We start from the raw sequence: 12,939 nt of genomic DNA on the forward strand, positions 1-12,939 counted from the left end.
GCTCTGTGTATATGAAAAAGTAATAGCTGATAGGAAATTAAATGATATAGGTTGTGTCTGTACTTGGTGTTTTACGAAATGAGTATGGCAAAAACTCTCTGTTGAGAATTGACAGAGTGAACTGACTTGATTAGTTTAAAATTCAATATGTTGCACTGAAAAATAATAACTAAGATTAAAACAGGAATGACGATGCTGTATCCTTCTCCAATAAAACTTGGTAGCCGTATTGCGGTTACTGCCTTCTCTTCTGGTGTGCCAAGCATATATCATCCAAGGCTTGATATTGTGCTCGAGGGGTTAATGACGCGTGGGTTCGACGTTGTTGAGGGGCAATGCTTGAGGGAGAATCACCTTCATGTAAGTGCGCCAGCACAGGAGCGTGCTAAAGAGCTTATGGCATTTTTGTGTGATGACAGTATTGATGTGATTATGGCTCCATGGGGCGGGGAAGTGGCGATGGATGTGTTGCCGCTTATGGATTGGCAACGTTTGGAAACAGTTAAACCTAAATGGTTAATGGGGTTTTCTGATATTAGCACCGTATTGAGTGCCATCAGCTCTAAGCTTGGCTGGGCGACATGCCATTGTACTAATTTGATGCAGCTGGGTTTGAATCAGCAAGATAGTTTAACTTCGAACGTATTTACATATTTGGCGACCCCTGCCGGTTCAGAGTTCGTTCAAAGCGCAGCTACACATTATGAGCCGCAGCATGCAGATTATAGTAAACACCCCAATGCCGTATTTAATTTGACAGAGGCAAGCTGTTGGAAAGCACTCAATCCAAAGTTTATCAATGTCTCTGCTCTTGAGTTTTCAGGGCGTTTAGTTGGCGGATGTTTAGATACGCACATGGTGCTGTTTGGCACAGACTATTTTACCCCCTATAACCGGTTGATAAACCAGTTTGAACCGACGGTTTATTACTTCGAAAATGCCGAATTAAGTGCAACACAGTACTTTAGAGCATTGCAAAGTTTAAAGTTCAAAGGCGCATTCACACATGCCGCTGGTATTTTAATTGGGCGTAATATTGCAGCAGAGGGTAAACAAGGCGAAGGCTATGACGATCTCATGGCTTTAAATCAAGCGCTAGGAGACCTTGAAATACCAGTATTATATGATGTCGATATTAGCCATCAAGCACCTAATTTGACCATTATCAACGGTGCAATGGCTAATGTTAAGCTCATTAATGGTATGGGCGAGATATCCCAAAAGCTCATTTAATCATTAAGTTTAAAGGGTAAGATTTAAACTAAATCACTGAGCTTTTAATTTTAATGCGCATATTAGTTATATACCTCAAATGTGCGCCATTCACCTCATGACTTTTTAATTTGTCATTTTAAAAAGATAGAATAACAGAAATTTTTTATTTTGAGGTTTGGGATGACCTGTTCAAAAAAATACTGATTGGTATTTTATTTCTATTTGTTTCACTGAATACTTTAGCGCAAGAAGGTGAACAAAGTGTTGTGCTATTTTCTCTTGATGGCTTTCGTTGGGATTATATTGAGAAGCATGATGCAAAAAATATTGCAATGATAGCTAAAAACGGCGTACGGGCGAGTCATATGCGCCCTGTTTATCCAACGAAAACATTTCCCAATCATATTTCAATCATCACCGGTTTATTGCCGTCAAATCATGGCATCATAGATAACTACTTTTGTGATAAGCGTCGTCAAGAGTGTTACAAAATGGGTCAAGGCACCAAAGATAGTACTTGGCTAAGTGGCGTACCGCTTTGGAATTTAGCCGAGATGCAAGGGGTCAAAGCAGCAACGTATTTCTGGCCAGAATCTGAGGCGCGTTTTAACGGTAGGACACCCAGTTATTATATGCGTTACGCCAAAAAAGGCAGCTATCAAAAGCGTATAGATCAAATTATTGATTGGTTAAAGCTTGAAAAGTCGCAAAGGCCAAGATTTGTGGCCGGATACTTTTCACTGGTTGATGATATGGGACATGATTTTGGGCCAGATGCAATTGAGACTTATCAAGCTGTGCAAGAGGTAGGTAAGCTAATAGGCCAGTTGTGGAGTAGGCTTAAAACAGAGGTAGATCATGATGTAAATCTGGTGCTCGTATCTGATCACGGCATGGTGTCCGTAGACCCCAAAAAAAAACATTATTCTAGATAAGCTTGGATTCGATTTAGAAGACTTTTACGTCAAAAATGGTGGCACTCGCACACATTTATATAAAAAACCAAATTCTGAGGTGGATATAGCTCGCTTAAAGTTATCTCTGAGCGCGCAAAGTGAAGGACGTTTTGAAGTGCTAAATAATACAATTTTACAGTCAAGAGGCGTCAAGATTGATGACACAACGGCAGACATCATCATTGAAGCATTTCAACCGTATGCATTTGGCACGCATGAGAAAATAGATTACGTTGGTGCGCACGGATACCCTTACTCAAAAGATTTGGCGGCGACCTTTGTTGCAATCGGGCCTGCGTTTAAAAGAGGGCATAAACTCCCAGAAGTTAATAATTTAGATATTTACCCCACCATTGCTAACATTTTAGAGTTGAAATTGATGTCCAAGGTGGATGGCGATGGCAAAACGTTAGAGCCGGCACTGAAATAAGCGTTTTATCAACCGTCAACGTATATAACACGTCGATAATTTATATGCGTGGAGCGGGTTTTCGTAACATGAGTATTACACTCTAACACCATAATTAGATTATCGTCTGTTAGATTAGTGAGTTTGTCGCAATTTATGCGTTTGACAAACTTAATCAGTGTATCTTGTTTAAAAACAATTATCATTTGAGGTGTAAAAATGCGTTGTATGCCTGCGTTTGTATCCGTTGTTGCTATGTCCGTATTTGCGGTGTGGTCAGCACCAACTTGGAGCGCGCCAGTAGAAGTCGCGGTTTTTCAAGCCAAGGATCTTCAATATAAAAATAAATTAGCGTTGAGTGGTACTGTCGAGGCAACCCAAAATGCAACCCTTGCTAGCCTAGAAGCCGGCGTAGTCAATGAATTAATGGTGGAAGTCGGTGATGTGGTTAAGCGTGGTCAGGCGCTACTGCGACTTGACCCAACGCTAGCTAAACTCGAGTTGGAACAAAGTGAAGCGTCTGTATCGGCTGCAGATGTTGCCTTATTGGAGGCAAAACGACAGCTAGAAGAAGTTGAGTCGTTGTCTAAAAAACAGTTTGTTGCGCCAACCTTACTGGCTGAGCGACGCGCCAATGTGGCAGCCGCCAAAGCGGAGCTTGCGAAGACAAAAGCAAACTTGGCTGTTAACAAAGAGGCATTAAGAAGACAGACGCTGTTCGCGCCATTTGAAGGTGTAGTGATGACGCGTAATGTGGATCTGGGTGAGTGGGTAACTACCCAGACTCACACTTTTACCTTGGTTTCTGCAGAGGATTTAAGACTCAACGTCGCGGTGCCGCAAGAGTACATCAGCGCTTTTTCAAACGATAAAATTCAATCGCTTAATATTATCCCAGACCACGATCAAAGCAAGTTGGTTGAAGGTCAAGTTCAGGCGGTTGTCCCTGTGATCAATGCTGGGACTCGTAGCTTTGTAGTGCATATTGCTGTACCACAACAAGCAGGGTTTGTCGCTGGTATGTCCGCACAAGCTGAATTTGAATTACCAAGCACCGGTACTCAGGCTGTTTGGGTGCCAAAGTCGGCACTTAAATATCATCCGGATGGTGCACTGAGTGTATTTGTTGATAATCAAGGTAGGGCGCAAAGACACACGGTAAGACTATTAGAGCAGCGTGGTGAGCAAGTGCTGATCTCCGCAGTATCAGGAAACAGTCGTGTATTAACCTCACCCATTATTACAACAGCTGTGCAGCTGCTTAAAAATGGCAGTGAAATTTCTGTGAATAAGGGTTAGTCGATATGATTGAAAGCGCCGTAAAGCGTGGCACGCTGGTTGCCGTCATCTCTTTAATCATATGTATTTTGGGTTTGGTAACCGCGCTTAAAATTCCCGTACAGATGATCCCTGATCTAGAAGTTCGAACCATTACAGTTCAGACTGGTTGGCCTGGAGCGACCCCTCAGGATGTTGAAAAAGAAATCCTCGTAGAGCAGGAGCGATACTTACGTAGTCTGTCTAACTTAAAGCGCATGGTGTCATACTCACAAATGGGCTCTGCGAGAATACAGCTAGAATTTCCATTTGGTGTTGATGTTAACGATGCGCTCATTAGAGTCAACAATGCCTTAAGTCAGGTGCCTGGTTATCCTGAAAACGTAGATCAACCTAGACTTTACTCTAGTTCGTTCTCTTCAAATGCATTTATGCATTTTGTACTTAAACCTCAGACAGGTAACCCTCTTGATCTTGACGTAGATATGTTGCGTGACTTTGCAGAAGATTTCGTTAGGCCTCGAATGGAAAGTGTTCAAGGCGTCTCTGAAGTAGGCGTTGGTGGTGGTGCCGCAAGGCAGATCCAAATTAATGTTGACCCGAGTAGGCTAGCACAACGTGGCTTGAGCGTAACTGATTTAAGAAGCGCAATTCGAGCACGCAACCGCGATGCTTCGGCGGGCGATATTGAAAGCGGCCCAAGCCGATATTTGTTGCGTATGGTAGGTCGATTCGAGCAGCTCAATGAACTGGAAGATTTGATCATCTCAGAGCAAAACGGGATCACCACTAAGCTCAAAGATGTGGCGGTTATTTCACTAGACCACTTTGAACTTCGTGGGATTTCATATTCTGACGGTGAGCGAACGCTTAGGTTATCTGTTCGCCGTGAAAGCGGCTCAAATGTGATTGATATCAAGCAACAGATGTTACCTGTTATTGAGCAAATTAATCAGGAGCTGTTGGCACAAAATGGCCTAGAGCTTATCTTGATGAGTGACGATGTTCAATACGTAGAAAGCTCACTCAAAAATGTATGGACTAACTTAGCGTTGGGGGCGCTGCTAGCAACCTTAGTGATGTTTTTATTCCTGCGTTCAGGGCGGGCTACTTTGGTCGGTGTGATTGGTATTCCTATTTGTACCGTTGCAGCATTCCTTGGTTTAACACTGTTCGATCGTACTATCAATGTGATCTCATTGGCGGGTGTTGCATTTGCAATTGGTATGACGGTAGATAACACCATTGTTGTACTAGAAGCTATTGTACAAGCGAATAAGCGCGGCTCCAGTAAGCTACACGCAGCCATCAAAGGGGTGAAGGAAGTTTGGCCTGCGGTATTGGCGTCCACGGCGACGACTGTCTTGGTGTTTGCACCGATTTTATTTGTTGAGCAAGAAGCTGGGCAGCTTTACTCAGACATTGCCATTGCGGTGTCTTCAGCGATTATCGCTTCAATGTTGGTGGCTATTTTCATTGTTCCGACGACACTTGCCAACTTACCTAATCGCAAAGAAGAAGTGAAAACGGTCACCTTGTCAAAGCGTTGGCTAGCTTTGGTGTCTTTTTGTGTTGCATCCAAATCGCGTGCGACCGGTATTACCGTAGGCTTCGTTGTTATCATTTTAGGTGCGGCTTATGCTCTGATGCCAGCAGCTGAATATTTGCCGGAAGGTGAAGAACCAAAAGCGTTTTCCATGATGATTGCGCCGCCAAGTTACAACCTATCTGAAATGAAAGAGATAGGGGATGAGCTGAGGGTGTATTTTAACGGTCATATAAACGCACCGAGTGACGCATTTGATAACGGCGAAACGGACATGCCGCCATTGGCATATTACTCTATGTCTGTGTCAATTGGCCGTATTTGGTTTTTAAGTGCACCGACCGACCCTGATAATATCCAAGCGATGATGGATGCCATTACTGCTAAGTTTAGAAGCTATGACAATATGCGTGCGTTCTCGGCAAGAGGCTCAATTATCTCGAGTAATGATGGTGGCACACGAGCAGTTGCGGTCGATATCGCGGGTAGTAATTTGACCGACTTATACCGTGCAGCTGAGGCTGTTTACGAGCAGGCTCAAGTTACGTTTGATAACCCACAAATTAACTCAGATCCACGAGCGCTGAGTCTGGATCAGCCTTTGATTGAGATTAAACCCAAATGGCAAAGACTGGCTGAGCTTGGTATAAGCCCAAATGAATTTGGCTACACGATTTCATCGCTCAGTGACGGTGCTTATGTTGATGAGTTTATTTTGAATGATGACAAAATAGATATGTTCATCTTTAGTCATCAAAAAGAAACACAGACCATTGAACAACTGGCGACTTCGCCTATTGTCACCCCGTCAGGTGATGTACTGCCATTGAGTGCCTTAGCCGACTTGGTTGAAAGTAAAAACAGTGATAGCTTGCGCCGAGTGGACGGAAAAAGAACTGTGACTGTTTATATTATTCCGCCAAGGGATGTAGCGCTGGAAACGGCTGAAGAAATAGTCCGTACCGAGTTACTACCTACGTTATGGCAGCAAGGTAAAATTGCTCAAGGGACTAAGTTGTCTATCAGTGGTGCGGCAGACCAGTTAGAAGCAACTCAAGCATCGCTATCGAGTAACTTTGTTGTTGCACTGGTACTGAGCTACTTACTGCTGGTGGCTATTTTCACACACTGGCGCTACCCGTTGTTTATTCTGGCAACCGTGCCGCTAGGCATGGCTGGCGGCTTACTAGGTTTGATCTCGGTTAACGGCGTCAATGCGCTATTAGCTAACTTTGGTATGACGCCATTCCATCAACCTTTTGACATGATCACCATGTTGGGTTTCTTGATTTTATTGGGCACGGTGGTAAATAACCCAATTCTAATCGTGGATCAAACCCGTAAGCTGATTGTTGACCAAGGTATGGAAGTTGTCACGGCTGTTAAACAAGCCGTCGCGACGCGATTGAAACCAATTTTGATGTCGACAGCGACCACATTATTTGGTCTTGCGCCACTGGTCTTTATCCCAGGTGATGGTACAGAGTTATATCGCGGCGTAGGTATTATCGTGCTGTGTGGGATCGTGTTCTCAATGCTACTTAGCTTGACTTTCTTACCAGCCCTGTTGGTTAGTGTGCTAAGTAATAAGCGGGCAAGATAGTGCCATAAAAAGGAGCTTCGGCTCCTTTTTTAATGCGAAGACAATCCTATGTGTTTCCATCATCTGACTCTGATTGCTTGACTGCTTCAAGGTAGCGGCTTTCAATAAACTTATTTTCTTTGGTTAAGTGTTTAATTTGCTGCTTAGCTTGTTTTAGTTCAGTTTCGAGTGCTTTGGTATCTGTGTTACCCGTTGGTTCAGGTAAATCAACTGAGAGTTGATCAATGAGTTGGTTTTGTTCTGCTATTTGTCGTTCATACTGTTGTACTAATGCTTGAATTTCTTTCTCATTTGGTGATTGTTCACTCACTTGCACAGACTTCATTTGTGTTTTTAATTGCTCGATTTCTTTTTGTAAATCGGTGTTTTCTTGTTTGAGGCTACCTACTGATTGAAACTGATCTTCTAACTTTGTTTTTGCATATTTGAGTTTCTTACCACTGATATCCAAATCCCCTTTGAGCCGCTTGATAAGTTTTTGTGAACGCGATAATTTTTTATTAAGCTCGTTTATTGAGGCTTGCTCTTCTTTGGTGATATGGTCTGCTGTTGAGGCGCGGATCTGGGCTAGCTGGTTTTCAAGATTTGCTTGTACGTGAAGAAGTTCGGTGATGGTTTGCTCATGTTGATTGTTAAATTGCGTTGCCCGCTCAACAGAGTCCTTGCACAAAGCCACCACTTCATCTGACTCAGGGCTGCTTGCTTGATTACCCATGAATACGCCTGCGAATTTTCTAAACTCTCTTAATATCAACAACAGAATATAAAACCAAGCCGCTAAAATAAGCAGACCGAAATTTAAGGCAATATATTGGTAAACTTCTATCGGCAACATGTCAGTTTTTCATCGCATCATTGATTATCAATAGGATAAGTTTAGTTTTACTGCAAAATTCTGCCTATACTGAATATGAAAATTTAATATTGAGGTGAAAGTGAAAGTTCTGATAGTGGATGATAGCCATGCAACATGTGAAATTATCAGGCGTGCACTTCAACAGTTTACGTATCGCAAGTTATTTATTTCTTGTTCTAATAGTGTTGATGATGCACTCGAGCGCATTGAATTGTGGCAACCTCAGATCATATTAACAGATTGGCATATGCCAGATAAAACGGGTATTGAACTACTTCAGGTGGTAGGTACAACGCACCCTGAGATCCCGGTTGGCATGATATCTACCGTAGATGAAGAAGAGCAAATCAACTACGCCAAGTCCATGGGCTGTGCTTTCTTTTTATCTAAGCCTTTCGCTGATAGTGAGCTTAGGAAAATCATTATGCCGTTGGTAAAAGACTTAGAAGCCAAGGAGTTGATGGTGGAACAGGAAGTGCCAATAAAAGAGGGGTTGGCACTACCAAAAACTGATTTTTTAGAACGTTTAATGCAAAAAAATATCAGTGAATCACTGACACTAAAACCAATTCGCGCTCAATCACTCGATGAAAGTAAGTTACCCTGCGTTATGGTGGTGTATGCAGAGAGAGGGAGCCAAAAGGTACGAGTGATTTGTGTACTAGATGTCTACGCAACTTGTGTGTTAGCAAGCAGTATAGAAGTGATCCCTGAAGATGAGGCGCAAAGAGCCATCCATATGAATCAAATAAATGCGCATATTATGACTGCGTGCAAAGAGGCGCTTGGTAAAACTGCATATGCATTTTTAGATAACCAAAGCAAAATGAGCTTGTTTGTCAGAAGTTGCAAGTGCATTTACACTCACCATCCTAAATTAGAGCTTCTATATAAATATCCCCTTGATAGTCGCATTGACTTAAGTTGTGAAAGGGAGGGGATGGCACAAGGTAAAATGCTCATCGTGGGTGTATAACCCAGCTAGCTTTTTGCTTTGGAATGCTGTGTACGTTTTCTATATTTAGCGGGCGTCGTATTGGCAAACTTCTTAAAAGCGATATAAAAAGTTGATTGATTATTATAGCCACATAACTCTGAGATCTGCTTCAAGTTCATTTTCTGATTTTCATGTAATAGCGTCTTAGCCAATTCTATACGATGATGATTTATGTATGATGTAAATGAGGTCCCTAGGTTATCGTTTAAAATCTGCGACAGCTGAGGAGCAGATATTTTTAATTTTTCAGCAACTAGAGATAAAGAAAGGTTAGGACATTTATATAGCTCTCCTTCTGACATCAATTTTTCAAGTTTGATGAGGATCGGCTTAGCAGTAACTTGAGAAATTTTCTTGCTAGCATATTTCTCTGGCTTACTACTCTGAAATTTAGGCCTAAAAATAATGATGCTGAAGTATACAGTTGCGACAAAGCATAGTAGCGAGATTGAATTAGAGGTCTTTGAGGTAAATATATAAGCTAAGAATAGGGCTATTGATGTACACAATACGACCATTGAGTTTAAGATGTTTTGGTCTTTTGATAAGTCTAGGGTTTTATTTATCAATATCGGCGTGACAGACACAATAGAAGCTAATAAATATGCAAACCAACTATAGATGATAGCAGTGGATATATGCATATTCCATAAGGTTGGATAGTTCGAGTAAGGCCAAGTTACCCCTACTATTAAAGCTAGCCCTGCTGGTGGAAGTATGTGGACCTTCCAATTTATATTTTTAGAGGTTCGGGATTTTAAGGCCTGTTTAATATATGAAAAATGTAACGGGCCAGATAGAAAGTTGGCTGTGAGCACTAACTGTAAAAAGGTTTTTGTCGATTCAGGGTAAAAGAAAAAGCTGATTGATTTGCTTATTCTTATAAATATCATCAAAAGAAAAGTTGCCAATAACTTATTAACAAGATTAGAACCACGAAAAGTAAAAAGATAAAGGCTTAAAACAAAAGTGTTTATCGCACCAACAATACTAAGCAATAGCCAAAAATAAGATGAATCAAAAACCATGAGACTCTCTACCACATATTTAATACTATTTTATGGTCAGCTATACATACTTTTCAATTGCAAAAGTTGCATAAGAGAAGGGGTTGATTTTGATATTTTATTTGTTCAAACAAAATTATTTTAGGCATTTTACCTTAGTGAAATCACACATAATGCGTTATCGGGTTTCGGTAAATATATAATATTGATAGGTATATGATGCGGAGATTTTTATCTGCCACATCATAGCTGTGAACCCATAGAAGTAATTACTGATTTACTTTCCTTGCTCTAAATTGACGACCTTTCATTTTGCCTTCAGAAATAATCTTCAATGCTTTATTGGCAAGCTTACGTTCAATCGCGACATAAGAGGTAATTGCAGTTACTTTGATTTTACCAATTTGGGAACCTTGCACGGATTTGTCAGAGGTGAGTGCTCCTAAAATATCACCAGGGCGTAGTTTTGATTTTTTACCGCCATCGATTTGTAAGGTAACCATAGGGGCTCTGGCAATTTGATTTCCAAAAACATCGTCGTTAGGCAGTGAAGTAGGTTCTATTGTTTGATTTAAGTAATCTTCCAAAGCGTTAACTTTATGGGACTCTTTGAAGCTCATAATCGAACATGCAATACCTGTATTGCCAGCGCGGCCTGTTCGGCCAACACGGTGAACATGCACCTCAGGGTCATGAGCAATATGGTAGTTTAAGACCATATCTACATGATCAACGTCAATACCTCGTGCTGCGACATCCGTGGCGACTAAAATGGTTAGGCTTTTATTGGCAAAGCGAACAAGTGTGCGGTCTCTGTCTTTTTGGTCCAAGTCTCCATGAAGTGCTGCACTATCAAAGCCCAGTTGTTTGAGGTTATCGCATACAGATTGGCATTCAGCTTTTGTATTGCAAAACACCACTGCTGATGTGGGTTGAAATTTTAAGAGTAGCTTTTGGGTTGCAACAAGTCTCGCATCATTATCTGGCACTTCATAGAAAAATTGTTCGATTGAGCTATGGTCATGGGTTGCCTCAACAGTGACCTTTTCAGCATCATTCATAATATGCTTTGCAAGTTGCTCGATGCGGGGCGGGTAGGTTGCGCTGAATAATAGGTTTTGTCTATTACGAGGGCAATGGTCCAAGATACATTGAATCGCATCTTCGAAACCCATTTCTAGCATTCTGTCTGCTTCATCTAAAACGAACGTATTGACTTCATCCAAAGACAGCCTGCCTTTGCGTAGGTGTTCTTCAATTCGACCTGGTGTGCCTACGATGATGTGAGCGCCATGCTCTAGTGAACCAATTTGAGGCCCCATTGGCGCGCCGCCGCACAAAGCCAAAACTTTAATATTATGAATCGCTCTGGCCAATTTACGAATTTCAACCGCGACTTGGTCGGCAAGCTCTCTCGTTGGACACACGACTAAAGCTTGCACACGGAAACGTTTTACATTGAGGTTGTGTAGTACACCTAAAGAAAAGGCAGCAGTTTTACCTGAACCTGTTTTTCCTTGTCCAATCAGGTCTTTACCTGCCAGTATCTTGGGTAATGTTTGAGCTTGAATCTCGGTCATAGAGGTATAACCAAGAGAGTTAAGATTATCTATTAAAGTGCTTGAAAGTGGTAAACTAGAAAATGACGGCTGAGACAAAACGAGTATCATCTATTGAGAAATAAAGCACAATTATAACACGAGCTATGGATCCTGAGTATCATAACAATCTTCATCGTTCTCTATTGTCATGATACTCACTGTTCACTGGGCTTTTAAGGTGCCATTAGAGTGAGTGATTGTCTTTTTTCTGTTTTAATTTCGACTCAACTGAGCGGATAAAATGCTTAGGGTTGTCGAGGCCAATATAAATTTTTTGTGTATTGCCAATTGGCTTTTTGAGTTCAATGACTACGTTTGGTACGCCAGAGTAGTTTAAACGCTTTACATGTTTTTCGCGCTTAATATATTCTGCGCTGCCTCTTAGCTTAGCGATATTGTTAACCGGAATATGAATTGGTTGGTATAGGCCATATCGAATGTGTAAAACTTCATCACAAAGAGAGATTGGTCTCCTATCTATAGCTCTATATTCCGCTATAAAAAAGATTAAGCTAAAAACAGTGAGAAGCGTAACGATATTGGCGGCCATTGGTGACCAAATAAAATGAAGCAACAAATGCACAATAGGTATTTCGAAGGCGATTAAGATAATGAAGCCTAATAGATTGCTTTTGGCCCCGTCTTTCTCATGATAACTAAAGTGAACATTGCCATGAAAATGAGTTGCTTTAACCTGTTTAGCAAACAGGGCAAATGTCCACATACGAGTTTCAAAGCACAGTACTGTTGCAACAGCACCCTTACCAACATGGCGTGTTATTGCTCTCTCAATAGCACGGTCTGGGTCTAACTTTTGTTTGAGTGCAACGCTTATTGCCAAACACACAGTCAATAAGGCTATGAGTTCAAAAAGGATGATGAAAGAGGCTACAAAATAGCGGCCTTGTTCAAAGTATGGCCAAAGTACTTTATGTTGCTCAGGAATGATATAGCTACCAATAAAAATGGCTAAGGTGGTTAATACAAGCAGTTTGAGTAATGCCTGTTTTTTGTTTTTTATACATATAAAACAAATTATGGGTAGCACTATAAATACATCAATAAGAAATAACCACTCCCATTTAGCCTTTCCATAATTATTCCAAGGGCTTTCAGTGTTGTAATAAAAGAACCAGAGTGTAGACATGCAAGCGAGAAAAGTGAGAGGGAGCTTTGATTTTATTGAATGCTTCATTATCTCTTCCTGTCAAAACGGAAATTAATATTCTAAGTATATTGAGAAAGTGTTTTTAAGGGGTTGAAGTTTTGTTGTTATTTTATCATTGGTTTATATTTTCGTAAAATATTTGAGTGGAATTTCGAAAGGTATATTGGTTTTTCATTCTATTTAATCGATGGTTGGATTTTATAGCGTAGAGCAGGTAAACCAGAGAATGCTTTGTTGAGTTTTTAGGTATTAATTATTTTATAAAGATGACTTCAAGTTTTCAGTGTTAATTTATCTTGAGAA

At 41.0% G+C, this 12,939-nt stretch carries 10 protein-coding genes; 6 read left to right on the forward strand and 4 right to left on the reverse strand.

Translation table 11 applies throughout. The features are described from left to right. The first annotated feature begins 192 nt into the window (after window positions 1-192). From S4054249_RS25560 to S4054249_RS25575, 5 genes are all read left to right on the forward strand, one after another. Complete coding sequence (locus S4054249_RS25560) at window positions 193-1,233, forward strand: S66 family peptidase (RefSeq protein ID WP_046355181.1); 1,041 nt, start codon at window positions 193-195, stop codon at window positions 1,231-1,233. A 248-nt stretch (window positions 1,234-1,481) separates the two neighbouring features. Further along, window positions 1,482-2,150, forward strand: a complete 669-nt coding sequence (locus tag S4054249_RS27250; protein ID WP_331245614.1) for an ectonucleotide pyrophosphatase/phosphodiesterase — start codon at window positions 1,482-1,484, stop codon at window positions 2,148-2,150. Between the two features lie 79 nt (window positions 2,151-2,229). After that, entirely contained in the window at window positions 2,230-2,601 is a 372-nt protein-coding gene (locus S4054249_RS27255) for a hypothetical protein (RefSeq protein ID WP_343223861.1), read from the forward strand. A 198-nt stretch (window positions 2,602-2,799) separates the two neighbouring features. Continuing rightward, entirely contained in the window at window positions 2,800-3,879 is a 1,080-nt protein-coding gene (locus S4054249_RS25570; RefSeq protein ID WP_052960896.1) for an efflux RND transporter periplasmic adaptor subunit, read from the forward strand. A gap of 5 nt (window positions 3,880-3,884) precedes the next feature. Beyond that, on the forward strand, window positions 3,885-7,007 hold the full coding sequence (locus tag S4054249_RS25575; RefSeq protein ID WP_046355182.1) for an efflux RND transporter permease subunit: 3,123 nt from the start codon (window positions 3,885-3,887) through the stop codon (window positions 7,005-7,007). A gap of 46 nt (window positions 7,008-7,053) precedes the next feature. Here S4054249_RS25575 and S4054249_RS25580 read toward each other — a convergent pair whose 3' ends face one another. Continuing rightward, window positions 7,054-7,842, reverse strand: coding sequence for a hypothetical protein (locus S4054249_RS25580; RefSeq protein ID WP_046355183.1), 789 nt, complete (start codon window positions 7,840-7,842; stop codon window positions 7,054-7,056). Window positions 7,843-7,942: 100 nt separating this feature from the next. Here S4054249_RS25580 and S4054249_RS25585 point away from each other — a divergent pair, with 100 nt between their 5' ends. After that, window positions 7,943-8,839 carry a response regulator gene (locus tag S4054249_RS25585; protein WP_046355184.1) on the forward strand — a complete coding sequence of 299 codons (897 nt, stop codon included), beginning with the start codon at window positions 7,943-7,945 and terminating at the stop codon, window positions 8,837-8,839. Between the two features lie 5 nt (window positions 8,840-8,844). Here the strand turns inward: S4054249_RS25585 and S4054249_RS25590 are convergent, their stop codons facing one another. The 3 genes from S4054249_RS25590 to S4054249_RS25600 all read right to left on the reverse strand — a co-directional run bounded on the left by S4054249_RS25590 (window position 8,845) and on the right by S4054249_RS25600 (window position 12,663). Further along, complete coding sequence (locus S4054249_RS25590) at window positions 8,845-9,888, reverse strand: helix-turn-helix domain-containing protein (RefSeq protein WP_052960897.1); 1,044 nt, start codon at window positions 9,886-9,888, stop codon at window positions 8,845-8,847. A gap of 248 nt (window positions 9,889-10,136) precedes the next feature. Further along, window positions 10,137-11,537 carry an ATP-dependent RNA helicase DbpA gene (gene dbpA / locus S4054249_RS25595; RefSeq protein ID WP_145925111.1) on the reverse strand — a complete coding sequence of 467 codons (1,401 nt, stop codon included), beginning with the start codon at window positions 11,535-11,537 and terminating at the stop codon, window positions 10,137-10,139. Window positions 11,538-11,652: 115 nt separating this feature from the next. After that, on the reverse strand, window positions 11,653-12,663 hold the full coding sequence (locus tag S4054249_RS25600) for a hypothetical protein (RefSeq protein ID WP_046355185.1): 1,011 nt from the start codon (window positions 12,661-12,663) through the stop codon (window positions 11,653-11,655). Between the last annotated feature and the right edge of the window lie 276 nt (window positions 12,664-12,939).

This window comes from Pseudoalteromonas luteoviolacea (assembly GCF_001750165.1).
GTDB classification, from domain to species: Bacteria; Pseudomonadota; Gammaproteobacteria; order Enterobacterales; family Alteromonadaceae; genus Pseudoalteromonas; species Pseudoalteromonas luteoviolacea_G.

Bases quoted from the DNA above. Each gene is read 5' to 3' on its own strand.
- S4054249_RS25600 (WP_046355185.1), bottom strand. From the start codon at position 12,663: ATGAAGCATTCAATAAAATCAAAGCTCCCTCTCACTTTTCTCGCTTGC.
- S4054249_RS25580 (WP_046355183.1), bottom strand. From the start codon at position 7,842: ATGTTGCCGATAGAAGTTTACCAATATATTGCCTTAAATTTCGGTCTG.
- S4054249_RS25590 (WP_052960897.1), bottom strand. From the start codon at position 9,888: ATGGTTTTTGATTCATCTTATTTTTGGCTATTGCTTAGTATTGTTGGT.
- S4054249_RS25575 (WP_046355182.1), top strand. From the start codon at position 3,885: ATGATTGAAAGCGCCGTAAAGCGTGGCACGCTGGTTGCCGTCATCTCT.
- S4054249_RS25560 (WP_046355181.1), top strand. From the start codon at position 193: ATGCTGTATCCTTCTCCAATAAAACTTGGTAGCCGTATTGCGGTTACT.
- S4054249_RS25570 (WP_052960896.1), top strand. From the start codon at position 2,800: ATGCGTTGTATGCCTGCGTTTGTATCCGTTGTTGCTATGTCCGTATTT.
- dbpA (WP_145925111.1), bottom strand. From the start codon at position 11,537: ATGATACTCGTTTTGTCTCAGCCGTCATTTTCTAGTTTACCACTTTCA.